This is a genomic window from Phenylobacterium sp. GW823-FHT02A09, from assembly GCF_058797775.1.
Map to the genome: position 1 here is coordinate 625,347 of NZ_JBXAJZ010000001.1, position 15,459 is coordinate 640,805.

General features: G+C 68.9%; 13 protein-coding genes. 8 read left to right on the top strand and 5 right to left on the bottom strand.

The genetic code is table 11. The features are described 5' to 3' along the window. The first annotated feature begins 90 nt into the window (after nucleotides 1–90). The 3 genes from dusB to AC1Q87_RS03255 are packed head-to-tail and all read left to right on the top strand — an operon-like array spanning nucleotide 91 to nucleotide 3,643. Nucleotides 91–1,098, top strand: coding sequence for a tRNA dihydrouridine synthase DusB (gene dusB, locus AC1Q87_RS03245; RefSeq protein ID WP_492607551.1), 1,008 nt, complete (start codon nucleotides 91–93; stop codon nucleotides 1,096–1,098). Beyond that, nucleotides 1,095–2,216, top strand: a complete 1,122-nt coding sequence (locus AC1Q87_RS03250; protein WP_492607552.1) for a two-component system sensor histidine kinase NtrB — start codon at nucleotides 1,095–1,097, stop codon at nucleotides 2,214–2,216. Before dusB ends, AC1Q87_RS03250 begins: the two co-directional genes overlap by 4 nt. A 5-nt stretch (nucleotides 2,217–2,221) precedes the next feature. Further along, nucleotides 2,222–3,643, top strand: coding sequence for a sigma 54-interacting transcriptional regulator (locus AC1Q87_RS03255; protein WP_492608263.1), 1,422 nt, complete (start codon nucleotides 2,222–2,224; stop codon nucleotides 3,641–3,643). Here AC1Q87_RS03255 and AC1Q87_RS03260 read toward each other — a convergent pair whose 3' ends face one another. Together AC1Q87_RS03260 and AC1Q87_RS03265 are read right to left on the bottom strand one after the other, a co-directional pair. Continuing rightward, nucleotides 3,644–4,870, bottom strand: a complete 1,227-nt coding sequence (locus AC1Q87_RS03260; protein WP_492607553.1) for a serine hydrolase domain-containing protein — start codon at nucleotides 4,868–4,870, stop codon at nucleotides 3,644–3,646. It lies immediately after the preceding gene. A gap of 126 nt (nucleotides 4,871–4,996) precedes the next feature. Next, nucleotides 4,997–6,082 carry a 3-deoxy-7-phosphoheptulonate synthase gene (locus AC1Q87_RS03265; protein ID WP_492607554.1) on the bottom strand — a complete coding sequence of 362 codons (1,086 nt, stop codon included), beginning with the start codon at nucleotides 6,080–6,082 and terminating at the stop codon, nucleotides 4,997–4,999. 289 nt (nucleotides 6,083–6,371) lie between these two features. Between AC1Q87_RS03265 and AC1Q87_RS03270 the strand changes: the two genes are divergently transcribed. From AC1Q87_RS03270 to hflX, 5 genes are all read left to right on the top strand, one after another. Then, a complete protein-coding gene (locus tag AC1Q87_RS03270) occupies nucleotides 6,372–8,606 on the top strand; it encodes a sensor histidine kinase NtrY-like (protein WP_492607555.1) in 2,235 nt (744 codons plus the stop codon). Beyond that, the gene (ntrX, locus tag AC1Q87_RS03275) at nucleotides 8,606–9,997 is read left to right on the top strand and encodes a nitrogen assimilation response regulator NtrX (protein ID WP_492607556.1); all 1,392 of its coding nucleotides are present in this window, start codon (nucleotides 8,606–8,608) and stop codon (nucleotides 9,995–9,997) included. Before AC1Q87_RS03270 ends, ntrX begins: the two co-directional genes overlap by 1 nt. 1 nt (nucleotide 9,998) lies before the next feature. Continuing rightward, on the top strand, nucleotides 9,999–10,862 hold the full coding sequence (locus AC1Q87_RS03280) for a D-amino-acid transaminase (protein WP_492607557.1): 864 nt from the start codon (nucleotides 9,999–10,001) through the stop codon (nucleotides 10,860–10,862). Between the two features lie 101 nt (nucleotides 10,863–10,963). After that, the gene (gene hfq, locus AC1Q87_RS03285; protein ID WP_183770024.1) at nucleotides 10,964–11,215 is read left to right on the top strand and encodes an RNA chaperone Hfq; all 252 of its coding nucleotides are present in this window, start codon (nucleotides 10,964–10,966) and stop codon (nucleotides 11,213–11,215) included. After that, nucleotides 11,212–12,528, top strand: a complete 1,317-nt coding sequence (gene hflX / locus AC1Q87_RS03290) for a GTPase HflX (protein ID WP_492607558.1) — start codon at nucleotides 11,212–11,214, stop codon at nucleotides 12,526–12,528. The genes hfq and hflX overlap by 4 nt, the downstream gene beginning before the upstream one ends. On the opposite strand, the gene mazG is transcribed toward hflX, so the two are convergent. The 3 genes from mazG to AC1Q87_RS03305 form a co-directional block, all read right to left on the bottom strand. Further along, nucleotides 12,525–13,334: a nucleoside triphosphate pyrophosphohydrolase gene (mazG, locus tag AC1Q87_RS03295; RefSeq protein ID WP_492607559.1), complete on the bottom strand. Its 810-nt coding sequence runs from the start codon at nucleotides 13,332–13,334 to the stop codon at nucleotides 12,525–12,527. The two genes, hflX and mazG, sit on opposite strands and share 4 nt — an antisense overlap. 3 nt (nucleotides 13,335–13,337) lie before the next feature. Continuing rightward, a complete protein-coding gene (locus AC1Q87_RS03300; RefSeq protein ID WP_492607560.1) occupies nucleotides 13,338–14,702 on the bottom strand; it encodes an MFS transporter in 1,365 nt (454 codons plus the stop codon). 93 nt (nucleotides 14,703–14,795) lie between these two features. Next, nucleotides 14,796–15,296, bottom strand: coding sequence for a hypothetical protein (locus AC1Q87_RS03305; protein WP_492607561.1), 501 nt, complete (start codon nucleotides 15,294–15,296; stop codon nucleotides 14,796–14,798). Nucleotides 15,297–15,459 lie beyond the last annotated feature (163 nt).

Below are 15,459 nucleotides of genomic sequence, written 5' to 3' on the forward strand. Positions count from 1 at the left end.
GCCGTCTGTTTAGGGCGCGTACGCCTGCTGTCTAGGCTTTACGGCAGTGCACAATTTGCCTAAAACGGAGGCGATAGGGGTGACTATAAAATGAGCAACACGCTCAATATCGGGGATGTGGAGGTCGGCGGCCGCGCCTGGATCGCGCCGATGACCGGCGTGTCCGACCTGCCGTTCCGCAAGGCCGCCAGCAAGCTGGGCGCGAGTTATGTCGCGACCGAGATGGTCGCCTGCGCCGAGTTTTCAAAGGGCCGTCCGGACGTCGTCCGCCGCGCGGCCGTGGGCGAGGGCCTGCCGCTGATGGTGGTGCAACTGGTCGGCCGCGATCCCGCACATATCGCCGAAGGCGCGCGTCTGGCGGCGCAGGCCGGGGCGCAGATCATCGACTTGAACTTCGGTTGTCCGGCCAAGGAAGTGACCGGCGTGCTGTCGGGCTCGGCGCTGATGCGCGAGCCGGATCTGGCGGAGAGCCTGATCGCGGCGGCCGTCGACGCCGTCGACGTGCCGGTGACGGTGAAGATGCGGCTGGGCTGGGATGCGGCGTCGAAGAACGCGCCGGACATCGCGGCGCGGGCGCAGGCTCGCGGCGCGCGGGCGGTCACCATCCACGGGCGCACCCGCAGCCAGTTCTACAAGGACAGCGCCGACTGGAGCGCGGTGCGGCCGGTCACCGAGGCGGTCTCCATCCCGGTCATCGTCAACGGCGACATCGTCGACGGCGATAGTGCGCGTCGGGCGCTGGCGGCGTCCGGGGCGGACGGGGTGATGGTCGGGCGCGGCGTCTACGGGCGGCCCTGGGTCGCGACGCAGATCGAGACCGAGCTGGCCGGCGGCGTGTTCGAAGAGCCGCAGGCCGAGCGGCGGCTGGAGATCGCGCTGGAGCACTTCCGCGACAGCCTCAACTTCTATGGCGACCGCCTGGGGCTGCGGATCTTCCGCAAGCATCTGGCGTCCTACATCGAAAACGCGCCCTGGCCCGAGACGGCCGAAGCGCGACGGGCCGCACGTTCGACGCTGTGCCGGCTGGACGATCCGGCGGAGGTCGAAGCCGGCCTGACCGCCTTGTGGTGTCACCCTCAGCCGAGACTGGCCGCATGACCAACCAAACCCGCGCGGCGCCCAACGGCCTCAACCTGGAGCTTCTGAAGTCGAGCGCCTTCGACATCTCTCCTGAGCCGGCCCTCGTAGTCAGTCGCGACGGGGCGTTGGTGGCGGTCAACGAGGCGGCCGAGGCGCTGTTCGGCCAGGGCCTCGGCCTGCTGACCCGCGGCCGGTTCGGAGCGGCCTTGCCGCCCGGTTCGGCGCTGGTGTCGCTGCTGGACCGGGCCCGGGAGGAGGGTGTCCGGGTCCGCGAGCGCGGCGTGGAGATCAGCCTGTTCGGTCACCCGTCCTTCGAGGCGGACGGCGCGGCCGCGCCGCTCGGCGACGGCTCTGTGCTGCTGACCTTGCACGTGAAGGGCGGCGCGCTCGGCGGCGAGCGGACCGGCGCCGAGCAGGCGGGCCTACGGACCATCGTCGGGCTCGGCCACATGCTGGCGCACGAGATCAAGAACCCGCTGGCGGGCATCCGCGGCGCGGCGCAGCTGCTCAAGTCGGGCGCCAAGGTCGAGGACGCGCCGCTGGCCCAGCTGATCGTCGACGAGACCGACCGCATCCGGCGCCTGGTGGACCGGATGGAAGCGTTCTCCGACGACGCGCTGCCGGACTGCCATCCGATCAACATTCACCAGGTGCTCGACCGGGTGAAGGCGCTGGCCGCCAACGGCGTCGCCGACGGCTTGCAGCTGACCGACGACTACGATCCCTCGCTTCCGCCGGCCTATGGCGACGAGGACCAGCTGATCCAGATCTTCCTGAACCTGGTGAAGAACGCCGCCGAGGCCGCCCACGCGCGCGGCGACGGCCGCGGGGCGATCACCGTGCACACCGGCTACCGCCACGGCGTGAAGGTTCGCGCCGCCAAGGGGCATGTCCTGCGCGGCGCGCCGCTGGAGATCCGGGTCCAGGACAACGGCCCGGGCGTGCCCGCGCACCTGCGCGAGAGCCTGTTCCAGCCGTTCGTCAGCACCAAGACCCACGGGGCGGGCCTGGGCCTGGCCCTGGTCGCCAAACTGGTCGCCGGGCACGGCGGCCTGATCGATTTCGAATCCGAGCCGGGGCGCACGACCTTCCGTGTGCTCCTGCCGATCGCGTCTGGAGAGGATACGCCGGCATGAATGCGATGACGAACGCCAGCAAGAAGATCCTGATCGCCGATGACGACGCCTCGATCCGGCTGGTGCTGAGCCAGGCGTTCACGCGGCTGGGCTACCAGGTGCGGGCCACCGGCAACGCCACGACGCTGCTGAAGTGGGTGTCGGACGGCGAGGGCGACCTGGTCGTCACCGACGTGGTGATGCCCGACGAAAACGTGTTCGACGTGCTGCCGCGCATCCGCAAGGAGCGCCCCAAGTTGCCCGTCATCGTGATGAGCGCCCAGAACACGCTGCTGACGGCGGTCAACGCCGCCGACGCCGGGGCGTTCGACTACGTCTCCAAGCCCTTCGACCTGGACGACATGACCTCGGCGGCGCGGCGCGCGTTGTCGCGGCCGGCCGACACGGAAGCCACCAAGGCCCAGGCCCGGGCCGTGCGTGACGAGCGGCTGCCGCTGATCGGCCGCTCGGGTCCGATGCAGGACGTCTATCGCACCATCGCCCGGCTGGTCGGGGCCGACCTGACGGTGCTGATCCTCGGCGAGAGCGGCACCGGCAAGGAGCTGGTGGCTCGCGCCCTGCACGATATGGGCCGGCGCAAGGACGGCAAGTTCGTGGTCATCAACCTGGCCGCGGTCCCGCGTGAGCGGGTCGAGGCCGAGTTGTTCGGCCGGGACGATGGGGACTACGGCAAGCTGGTCGAGGCCGACGGCGGCACGCTGTTCCTCGACGAGATCGGCGACATGCCGCTGGACGCTCAGACCCGCCTCCTGCGGGTGATCGACGGGTCCGAGCAGTCCGTGAACCCCAAGACCGGCCGCCCGCCCAACGTGAGGATCATCGCGGCGACCAACCGCGACCTGCGGGCCTTGATCCAGCAAGGGCTGTTCCGCGAGGATCTGTTCTTCCGCCTGAATGTCGCACCGCTGCGCCTGCCGCCGCTGCGCGATCGCACCGAGGACATTCCGGATCTGGCCCGCGCCTTCCTGCTGCGCGCCAACCGCGAAGGCCTGCCGGCCAAGACCATCGACGCCAGCGCCCTTGAGCGGCTGAAGCTGCACGGCTGGCCGGGCAACGTCCGCGAGTTGGAGAACCTGATCCGGCGGATCTGCGCGCTCTATGGCGAGGAACTGATCACCGCCCGTATCGTCGAGCGCGAACTGGCCGATCAGCAGCCGCAGATCCCCGGTCACGAGGGGCCGGTGACCCTGGCGACGCTCGTCGAGCGCCACCTGGGCGGCTATTTCGCCGAACAGCCGGACGGCGTGCCGCCGCCCGGGCTCTACGATCGGGTGCTCGAGGAAATCGAGCGGCCGCTGATCCAGCTGACCCTGGCCGCCACCCGAGGCAATCAGGTGCGCGCCGCCGAGATCCTGGGCCTCAACCGCAACACGCTGCGCAAGAAGATCCAGGACCTGGGCGTCGAGATGGCACGCGGCCGCCGCTGATCAGACCGCCGGTTCGATCAGGGCCGAATAGACCAGGGTGCGCAGCTCTCGCCGGATCGGATAGGCCGACGAGGGCAGCACCTGGGTCATGAACACCACCGAGAGGTCCTCGGCCGGGTCGACCCAGAACGCGGTGCTGGCGGCGCCGCCCCAATAGAACTCGCCGTCGCTGCATGGCACCAGCGTGCGCGGCGCGTCCTGCACGACGGCGAAGCCCAGGCCGAAGCCGACCCCGGCGTTGGTGGCCTCCGAGAACAGCGAGCGCGACAGCTGGGTCAGGTCCTTGCCGTCCGGCAGGTGATTGGCCGTCATCAGGTCGAGCGTCTTGGGCGCGATCAACTGGACGCCGCCGAATTCGCCGCGGTTCAACAGCATCTGGCAGAACTTCATGTAGTCGGCGGCGGTCGAGACCAGCCCGCCGCCGCCGGAGACGAGCGACGGCGCCTGCAGGTAGGCGCTGGTCGTGGCGTCGTCCTGCAGGTCCAGGCCGCCCTTCGGCGTGGCGTTGTAGCAGGAGGCGAAGCGTCCCCCCTGGCCCTCGCGGACCTGGAAGCCGGTGTCGGTCATGCCGAGCGGCGTGAAGATCCGCTCTTGCAGGAACTGCTCGAACGGCATGCCGGCGATTTTGCCGACCAGGTAGCCGAGCACGTCGGTCGAGACCGAGTAGTTCCACGCCTCGCCTGGGGAGAACTCCAGCGGCAGGGTCGCCAGCGTCTGGATCATGGCTTCGAGCGGCAGCGTGCTGCCGATCTCGCCGACCCCGGCCTTGCGATAGGCGGCGTCGACATTGGTGCGGTTCTGGAAGCCGTAGGTGAGGCCGGAGGTGTGACGCAGCAGATCGACCATCTGCATCGGACGGGCGACCGGCTTGGTCAGAAAACCGCCGGTGACGCCAGCGTTGAACACCCCGAGGTTCGCCCATTCGGGAATGAAGCGGTGGACCGGATCGTCGAGCGCGACCTTGCCTTCCTCGACCAGCATCATGAAGGCCACCGAGGTGATCGGCTTGGTCATCGAATAGATGCGGAAGATGGTGTCGGCCTCGCTGGCCAAGTCGCGGGCGACGTCGCGTCGGCCGCCGACGAACTCGTGCACGATCTCGCCGTGGCGGGCGATCAGCACCTGGGCGCAGGGCATTCGGCCGGGCTGGAGGTACTTTTCGGTGATGAAGCGGTCGAGCTTGGCGAGGCGGTCGGGGCAGAAGCCAAGGGAGCGGGGATCGGCCATGTCGGGTCCTGGTCGTTGACGGCGAAGCAGGCGCCAACAGACCCGAACCGGCCGGGCGCGCCAAGTCCCAACGACGCATGAACGGCGAGGAGCGCGCACCCCGGTGCGCGCGCTCCCCGCTCAAGGTCAGGCCTGTACGGGCTCGCCGGCCAGTTGGGCGGCGCGCACCCGGCGACGGGCCTCGACCGCCAGGGCCAGTTCCTCCAGCAATTCGACGGAGGTTTCCCAGTCGATGCAGCCGTCGGTGATGCTTTGGCCGTAGGTCAGCGGCTGGCCCTCGACGAGGTCCTGGCGGCCGGCCACCAAGTGGCTTTCGATCATCAGCCCGGCGATCCGCTGGTCGCCGGCGGCGACCTGGGCGGCGACGTCGCGGGTCACCGCCGGCTGGTTCTCGGGCTTCTTGCCGCTGTTCGCATGACTGACGTCGATGATCACGCATTGACGCAGGCCGCTGGAGGCCAGCTCCGCGCAGGCGGCGGCGACGCCGGCGGCGTCGTAGTTGGGGGTCTTGCCGCCCCGCAGCACCACATGGCTGTCGTCGTTTCCGCGGGTGGCGGCGATGGCGGCCCGGCCGTCCTTGCCGATCGCCAGGAAATGGTGCGGCTGGCTGGCGGCCTTCACGGCGTCGACCGCGATGCGCAGGTTGCCGTCGGTGCCGTTCTTGAAGCCGATCGGGCAGGAGAGGCCGGAGGCCATCTCGCGGTGGATTTGACTTTCGGTGGTGCGCGCGCCGATCGCGCCCCAGGCCACGAGGTCGGCCAGGTACTGCGGCGTCGTCACGTCGAGGAACTCGACCGCGGCCGGCAGGCCGAGGGCGTTGACCTCGAGCAGCAGCTTGCGCGCCAGCGGCAAGCCCTCGTCGATGCGGAACGTGCCGTCCAGGTGGGGGTCGTTGATCAATCCCTTCCAGCCGACGGTGGTGCGCGGCTTCTCGAAATAGACGCGCATGACGATCTCGAGCTGGCCCGCGAAGCGGTGGCGCTGTGCGGCCAGTCGTCGCGCGTAGTCCATCGCCGCGACGGGATCGTGGATCGAGCACGGGCCGATGACCACGACCAGCCGGTCGTCGTCGCCATGCAGGATCTGATGAATGGTCTGTCGGCTGTCCGACACGAGGGCGCCGATGGCGTCGCTGGCCGGCTGGTCGCCCATCACCTGCGCCGGCGAGGCGAGGGGCTTGATGTCGAGGATACGTAGGTCGTCGGTGGTCACTGGTGCGCTCCGGGTGGTTTCAGTCTCCGGCGGCGCAAAAGAAAAGCCGCCAGGTGCTGGCGGCTGGGTGGGTCTTGCGTCCTATGACAGCGTGCTGTCGCGCGATCCCCTTCCTCCGCCAGCGGCATCGGAATAGCCAAAATACCAAAACGAATATTGGCTGGTGGCGAGGATCATCACCTCCACCGATAGCGCACTCGAAAAGCGCTGTCATCCCCAAGCAACTGTGAAGCCTGGGCGCAACATCACTGTTGAATTTGGGGCACAGGTGATTAGGGTCGCCGCTGCAATGGCGTCTCTGAGTCACGATGGCGGAACTCACGCGACGCCCGCCGCGCGGTTCTGGCGGGCGCTGCAATCACGCTATGTGCTTGGCGGCGGCTACGCGCTGGCCGCGGTGCTCACAGCGGTCGCGATCCTGTTGGCGGCGTCGCCGCCCGAGACCGGCCCGCTGGCGCCGGCGTCCAAGAACATCCTCGCGATCCTTGGCCTCAACCTGGTGCTGATCCTGGCGCTCGCGGCGCAGGTCGGGTTCCGGGTGGCGACGCTGATGCGGGCGCGGTCGGTCGATCCGGCGGCGCGGCTGCACGTGCGGTTCGTGACCCTGTTCGCCTTGGCCGCGGTGGCGCCGGCCATGGTGGTGGCGCTGTTCTATACCGTGCTGGTCAACCGCGGCGTCGAGAACTGGTTCTCCGAGCGGGTGCAGACCGTGGTCGAGAACTCGGCGACGGTGATGCGCTCGTATGTCGACGACCAGAGCCAGTTCGTCGACGAGCACGTCACGCTGATGGCCAACGACCTGAACCGCGCCGCGCCGGCGCTGCAGGTCAGTCCCGTCACCTTCAGCCACTTCCTGGCCTACCAGGCGTCCTACCACGCCTTCCCCGCAGCCTACCTGATCGATCGGGAAGGCCGGATCCTGGCGCGGGCCGAGGCGGTGGACGTGGTCGGCTTCCAGGCGCCGCCGCCCTCCAGTTTCGCCGCGGCGGACGAGGGATCGATCTCGGTGTCGCCGAACCTGACGCGGGCGCTCACGCGGCTCACGGCCTATCCGGACGCCTATCTCTATGTGACGCGGCCGGTGCAGGCCGGGATCGTCAATCAGTTGCACGAGGCCGACCGGGCGGTGACCGCCTATCGCGAGGCGGCGGAGAGCCGCGCGCGGATTCAACGGGTATTCGCGCTTTCCTACATCGAGACGGCGATGCTGGTGCTGGTCGGCGCGGTGTGGCTGGGCATGGGCGCGGCCAGCACCATTTCGGCTCCGGTCGGACGGCTCGTGCAGGCGGCCGGGCGGGTCGCCGGCGGCGACCTGGACGCCCGCGTCGACACCTCGGAAGACCCCGAGGAACTGGCCGTCCTGTCGCGCGCCTTCAACAGCATGACCCACGATCTTCAGGCCCAGCAGGCGGCGCTGAAGCGGGCCGGCGACGAGGCCGAGGAGCGCCGCCAGTTCATCGAAACCGTGCTGGCCGAAGTGTCCGCCGGAGTCATCGGCCTCGACACCGACGGCCGGATCTCGGCGGTGAACCGCCAGGCGCGCATTCTGCTCGACCTCGTCGAGGGGCAGACCAGCGGCCGGCGGTTGGCCGAAGTGGCGCCGGAGTTCGTGGCCATCGCCGAGCGCGCCGACGCGGCCGGAGAGGCGGAGGCCGAGGTCGACGTGGCGCGGGCCCGTGAGACTCACCGCCTGCGCGTGCGCGGCAGCCGCTCTGAAGGCGGGCTGGTGCTGACCTTCGACGACATCACCCGCTTGGTCTCGGCCCAGCGCAATGCGGCCTGGCGCGATGTCGCTCGGCGTATCGCCCACGAGATCAAGAACCCGCTGACCCCGATCCAGCTCTCGGCCGAGCGCCTGCGCCGCAAGTTCCGCAAAGACGTCGCCCAGGAGGACCTGGAGACCTTCGACCGCTGCACGGACACCATCGTGCGCCAGGTCGACGGGATCGGGCGGATGGTCGACGAGTTCTCGTCCTTCGCCCGGATGCCGGCCCCTAAGTTCGCCGCGCAGGATGGGGCCGAGCTGGTCCGGGCGGCGGTGTTCGCCCAGCGGGTCGCCGCGCCGGACATCGACGTCGAGCTGCTCGACCCGACGCCGCAGGTGACGCTGGTGGCCGATGGGCGGATGCTGGCCCAGGCGCTGACCAACATCCTCAAGAACGCCGCCGAGGCGGTCGCCGCGCGCGTCGCGGTCGAGCCGGAGCCCAAGGGGCGCATCACCGCGCGCCTGACCTCTGACGAGCAGGGGGTGCAGGTGATCGTCGAGGACAATGGCGTGGGCCTGCCCGACAAGGACCGCGACCGCCTGACCGAGCCCTATGTCACCACGCGCGAGAAGGGCACCGGGCTCGGCCTGGCGATCGTCAAGCGCATCCTGGAAGACCATGGCGGCGAACTGATTTTGACCGATGCGACGGGCGGCCGCGGCGCCCGTGCAGTGCTGAAACTTCCCACGGCGGCGCCGGCTTCGCCCGACGCCGCCGCCGGACCTGAGCCCAGGGCTCAAGACGCAGGAGTGATGTGATGGCGGCTGATGTACTGGTGGTCGACGACGAGGCGGACATCCGTGAACTCGTCGCAGGCATCCTTTCGGACGAAGGCTATGCGGTGCGCACGGCCAACGATTCCGAGAGCGCGCTGGCCGCCATCAAGTCACGCAAGCCGGCCTTGCTGATCCTCGACATCTGGATGCAGGGCGGGGGGATGGACGGGCTGGAGCTGCTCGACCTGGTCAAGACGCTGGATGCGGACATTCCGGTGATCATGATCTCCGGGCACGGCAACATCGAGACGGCGGTCAGCGCCATCAAGCGCGGCGCCTACGAGTTCCTGGAGAAGCCGTTCAAATCCGACCGCCTGCTGCTCTGCGTCGAGCGGGCGCTGGAGACCAGCAACCTCAAGCGCGAGAACCGTCGCCTGCGCGCCCAGACGATCCAGCCGGACGGACTGATCGGCAAGTCGGTGGTCACCCAGCAGCTGCGCGGCCTGATCGCCAAGCTGGCCTCGGCCAACAGCCGGGTGCTTATCGCCGGCCCGCCGGGGTCGGGCAAGGAGACGGTGGCGCGGCTGATCCATGCGGCCAGTCCGCGGACGCGCAACGAGTTCGTGGTGATCAGCGCCGCCGGCATGACGCCCGAGCGGGTGGACACCGAACTGTTCGGCGAAGAGCTGGAAGGCGGCCGTCCGGCCAAGATCGGCGTCTTCGAGCGCGCCCATGGCGGGACGCTATACCTCGATGAAGTGGCGGACATGCCGCGCGAGACCCAGAGCCGTATCCTGCGGGTCCTGGTGGAGCAGCGATTCCGCCGCGTGGGCGGAGAGCAGGACGTGCAGGTCGATGTTCGGGTGGTCTCCTCGACCTGCCGCGATCTGCGCGAGGAGATCAATGCGGGTCGCTTCCGCGAGGATCTGTTCCACCGCCTGAACGTGGTGCCGGTCAGCGTGCCGGGGCTGTCGGAACGGCGCGAGGACATCCCCGAGCTGATCGACTACTTCGTGAACCGGATCTGCGAGGCGACCGGCATGCCGCGCCGGCGGCTGGCCGACGACGCGCTGGCCGCGCTGCAGGTGCGGGCCTGGCCCGGCAACCTCAGCCAGCTGCGCAACAACGTCGAGCGCATGCTGATCCTGGCGGCCGGCGACCCGGGCGAACCGATCAGCGCCGAGATGCTGCCCAACGATGCGGTGGTGAACGACCAGCCGTCGAGCCTGGGCGCCGAGAAGATCATCGCCCTGCCGCTGCGCGAGGCGCGCGAGGTGTTCGAGCGCGAGTATCTCAACGCCCAGATGCTGCGGTTCTCGGGCAACATCTCGCGGACCGCGGCCTTCATCGGCATGGAGCGCTCGGCCCTGCACCGCAAATTGAAGTCCCTGGGCCTGTCGGGCGCCAGGCCTATGGAAGAAGAGGACGCGTAAGGTGGGGCGTATCGCCTATGTGAACGGGCAGTTCGTGAGGCACGGCGAAGCCGTGGTGCACATCGAGGACCGCGGCTACCAGCTCGCCGACGCGGTCTACGAAGTGTGGGCCCTGTTCGACGGCAAGCTGGCCGACGCCGAAGGCCACTTCGCGCGGCTGGAACGCAGCCTCGGCGAGCTGCGCATTCCGATGCCGATGAGCCGCGCGGCGCTGACCATCGTTCTGCGCGAGGCGGTGCGCCGCAATCGGATCAGCGAGGGCCTGCTCTACCTGCAGGTCGGCCGCGGGGTCGCCCCGCGCGGCCACGCCTTCCCGGACCAACCGGTCCCGCCGGCGGTGGTCATCACGGTGTCCGCCGTCGATCGGGCGACGAGCGAGGCCAAGGCCGCCAAGGGCGTGAAGGTCATCACCACGCCGGAGAACCGCTGGGGCCGCTGCGACATCAAGACCGTCGGCCTGCTGCCCAACGCGCTCGCCAAGCAGGCGGCCAAGGAGCGTGGCGCCGCCGAGGCCTGGTTCGTCGACGAGCTGGGCTTCGTCACCGAGGGCGCTTCGTCCAACGCCTGGATCATCGACGCCGACGGGGTGCTGCGCACCCGCGACACCAACGCCAACATCCTGCGCGGCGTCACTCGGCGCACGCTGCTGGACGTCCTGCGCGACGAGGGCATGAAGGTCGAGGAGCGGCCGTTCACGCCCGCCGAGGCCGTCGCTGCGAAGGAGGCGTTCATCACCGGCGCCGGCAGCCTGGTGCTGCCCGTCGTGGCCGTCGACGACAAGCCAATTGGAAATGGTGAGGTCGGACCGGTGGCGATGAAGCTCCGTCGCCTCTATATCGAGCGCGCGAGGGCGACCGCCGTCTGATGCGAGCGGCGCGATTGCGTCGATCACATCGGCCGGTCTAGCCTCATGCATGTGTGTGGGAGGCGTGTTGCCTCCCGGAACAGAAAAAAGGGCGACAAGCCATGTCCGGCAACGAAAAGAAACAGAACCTCCAGGACACGTTCCTGAACAGCGTCCGCAAGTCGAAGACGCCGCTGACGATTTTCCTGGTGAACGGCGTGAAGCTGCAGGGCGTCGTGAGCTGGTTCGATAATTTCTGCGTGCTCCTGCGTCGCGACGGCCAGTCGCAACTGGTCTACAAGCACGCCATTTCCACCATCATGCCGGCCCAGCCTGTTCAGCTCTATGAACCGGCGGAAGACGAGGGCGATTGACCTCCAAGTCCATCGATCGTGAAGCGCCCCCTCAGGGGGCGCTCGTCATTCATCCCCAGCGAGACGGCCGCGACTCGGCGCGCAGCTCACAGGCGCGCCTGGACGAGGCCGTCGGCCTGGCGCTGGCGCTCGACCTCGAGATCAGGGACGCGATCATCGCGCCCCTGCGCAAGCGCACGCCCGCGACCCTGTTCGGCAGCGGCAAGGTCGACGAGATCGGGGCGCTCTGCGCCCAGCACGATGTCGACGTCGCCGTCGTCGACGACGCCCTGACGCCTGTCCAGCAGCGCAATCTGGAGAAGGCCTGGCAGGTCAAGGTGATGGACCGCACGGGCATGATCCTCGAGATCTTCGCCCGGCGCGCCCGCACCCGCGAGGGCATCCTGCAGGTCGAACTGGCCCGGCTGTCCTATGAGCGCTCGCGCCTGGTCCGCACCTGGACCCACCTGGAACGCCAGCGCGGCGGCTTCGGGGTCATGGGCGGTCCCGGCGAAACCCAGATCGAGACCGACCGGCGGCTGCTGGCCGAGAAGATCGGCAAGCTGAAGCGCGAGCTGGTCGAGGTTCGGCGCACCCGCAACCTGCAGCGCGGGGCGCGCCAACGCCACCCGTTCCCGGCCGTGGCCCTGGTCGGCTACACCAACGCCGGCAAGTCGACCCTGTTCAACCGCCTGACCAAGGCGGACGTGATGGCGGCGGACATGCTGTTCGCCACTCTCGACCCGACCCTGCGGATGCTGGACCTCCCCGATGGGCGGCCGGCGATCTTGTCGGACACGGTCGGCTTCATCTCCGATCTGCCGCACGAACTGGTCGAGTCCTTCCGCGCCACCCTCGAGGAGGTGAAGGAAGCCGACGTCATCCTGCATGTCCGCGACATCGCCAGCGAGGAGAGCGAGGCCGAGGCCGAGGACGTTCGCACCGTGCTCGACCGCCTTGGCGTCGATGTCGAAGAGCGCAACGTCATCGAGGTCTGGAACAAGGCCGACCTGCTGGAGCCCGAGGATCGCGAGCAGGTCGCCGGCGACGCCCGCCGCCACCAGCCGCCGGCGGTCATGGTTTCGGCCGTGAGCGGCGAGGGCTGCGACGCTCTGCTGGCGACGATCGCACGTCTGGTGGACGACGCGCCGCCCGTGTCGGTCAAGCTGACGGCTTCCGACGGCGCGGCGATGGCGTGGCTCTACCGGCATGGCCGGGTCATGGATCGCGTCGACGAGGAGGATGGCGGCGCGCGCATCGCCGTGCGGCTGAACGCCCAGGCGCTGGGTCAGTTCGAGCAGCAGTTCCCGAAGGCGGACCTGACCCCGCTCTAAGCCTTCTCGGCCGCCTTGGCCGCGTCCCAGAGGGCGTCCATCTCTTCGAGGTCGGATTGGTCGGCTGACTTTCCGCGCTTGGCCAACTCGGCCTCGATGAACTGGAAACGACGCGCGAACTTGGCGTTGGTCGAGCGCAGGGCGTCCTCGGGCTCCAGGTCCAGCTTGCGGGCCAGGTTGGCGCAGACGAACAGGATGTCGCCCAGTTCGTCGCGCATCCGGGCGACATCGCGGCCGGCCGCGATCTCATGCTCCAGCTCGGCGGTCTCCTCGCGCAGCTTGTCGAGCACGAACGAGACGTCCGGCCAGTCGAAGCCGACGCGCGCGGCGCGGGCGGTCAGCTTCACGGCGCGGGTGAGGGCGGGCAGGCCGGTCGGCACGTCGTCCAGCAGGCTCTGGTTCTTGCCCTTCCTGGCGCGCTCCTGGGCCTTGATGACCTCCCAGGCGCGGGTCTGTTCGGCGCTGGTGCGCTGCTCGTCCTCGCCGAACACGTGCGGGTGGCGGCGGATCATCTTCTCGGAGATGGCGTCGGCCACGTCGTCGAAGGCGAACGCCCCTTGTTCCTGCGCCATGCGGCTGTGGAAGACGACCTGCAGCAGCAGGTCGCCCAGCTCCTCGCGCAGATCATTGAGGTCGCCGCGCTCGATGGCGTCGGCGACCTCGTAGGCTTCCTCGACCGTATAGGGCGCGATGGTCGCGAAGGTCTGTTCCAGATCCCAGGCGCAGCCCCCGTCAGGGTCGCGGAGCCGCGCCATGATGGACAGCAGGCGGTCGATGGGGCGCTGATCGCTGGGAGTGGAGCTCATGGACTATTCGGCGGCCTCTGCGAGTTCGGCGTCCTTCATATCGCGAGCCGCGAGGGCCGCGCGAATCTCGGCGTGCCGTTCGGAGGTCAGCGGGAAGCCCCAGACGATGACGCTGGCGGCGATCGACATCGCCGCCGGCACCGCCGCGAACAGGATCGCCAGGCCCTGGAGGCCGGTGTCGACGCCCGTGCCCTTGGGATCGAAGCCGATGGCCTGGAGGAGTGGGAAGCTGACGCCGACGGCGGCGGCCGAGCCGACCTTCACGGTGCCCGACAGGATCGCATAGAGCAGACCGGTGCGGTCGACGCCGCTGGCCAGCCGTTCTTCGTCGCCGATGTCGGCCATCATCGCCCGCAGCAGGAACGCGCCGGCCGCGTAGGGGACGCCGATCATGAACATCAGCACCGCGGCGGGGATCATCGCGCCTTGAGGGATTATCAGCGAGCAGAGGGTCAGGCCCGCATAGACGATCCCCGACACGGCGAGCGCGCGGTGCTTGGAGATCTTGTAGGAGAGCCAGGTCCACAGCGGCGCGCCGAACAGGCCGCCGATGAAGTAGATCAGCAGCAGCAGGCTCGCCTCGGCGTGCGAGAAGCCCTTCACGCGGCCGAAGAAGAAGAAGAAAAGGGCGCCGGTGATCGCCGGACCGGTGCCGATCAGCAGGTCGGCGACCAGGATGCGCACCACGCTCGGGCGCTTGAACAGCGCCAGGTATTCGCGGAAGCCTGACTTCTTGACCTCGGAGACCACTTGCGGCTCGGGGACGCGCCACAGCGCGAGGGCTACGGTGATCGGCAGCAGTATGACGATGAACCAACCCATCGCCTGCACCCCGGCGCGGTGTCCGGTGACGCCCAGCAGCGGCAGCAGGGCGGGCAGGGTGAGGACGAAGATCATGCCCACGACGTTGCCGGCCTGCCACCAGGCATAGATCCGCGAGCGCTGATCGTACTGCGGCGAGAGCACTGCGGCCCAGGCCAACTGGGAGAGGCCGGCGATCGAAACGCCGGCATAGACCACCAGCAGCCAGAGCCAGAGGTAGCCGGTGGAGACGCCGGGCTTGGCCATGAACAGCATGTAGGAGGCGAGCATCAGCAACGGCGCGCTGATCGCGAACCAGAGCTTGAAGCGCCCGAACCGCGAGCGCGTGCCGTCCATCACCCCGCCGATGTAGGGATCGAACGCCATGTCGAGCAGCCGCACCAGCATGAACGCCATGCCGACGGCGCCGAGGCTGAGGCCGAGTTTGTTTGCGTAATACTCGGGGAGATAGACCACGAGAGGCAGGCCCAGGCCCGCCAGAGGCAGACACGGGGCCGCCAGGGCCGCGAGTGTCCAGTTGGAACGCCGTTCCGCTTGCGCGGTCATCTCACTCATCCCCTAACGCTTCCGGATCTACGGGCGTCCGGCGAGCGGCGCGATGTGAACCCTCAGGCCTAGGGGTGGCAAGGCCTATCGGCGTTATCGGCGTGCGTACACATTGCCGCGGCCCAATTGGAAGGCGAAGCGGTTGAAGGCGTACTCGGCGTCCGACCAGGTGGTGGTCAGGCGCGATTGGCGGATGTCGGTTTCGTACCAGTCGTAGCGGATCGGGGTGACCTCGCCGTCGACCGAAATGGCGCGGCCCTCAATCTTGGCGCCGCCGACGCCGAAGCTCTCCATCGACAGGCCGGGCTTGTCGCCGAGCTGCTTGAAGGTCGGGCGATTGGGGCGCGCGTCCACAAGGGTCAGTTCCAGACGGCCGCCGGCCAGCACGCCGGTGCGGTGCATCTCGCGCTCCACGTCCTTGCGCAGTTCGGTCGCGAGGCGTTCCAGGTCGCGGACGCCGTATTCCTCGGCGGCTTTCTTCTGCAGTTCGGGGCTGAGCGTGACCTGCACGCTGGCGACGGTCGGCATGGGCTCGGCGAAGGCCGAACCGACGAGCGCGAAGGTGGCGAAGGCGGTGAAAAGCAGGGCGCGCATAACTGGCTCCAAACGGAAGGGCGACACAGTCTGTCTGACTAGATGGGGCGCACGACCGCCTGTCGCAAAGCCATCATCCAAGCGTGACCATAGTGTGGCGCGCGGCCCGGGGATCAGGCTTGACCTGAAGGGGGCGGCGCCCAAGTCTGCCCGCCAGGGGACG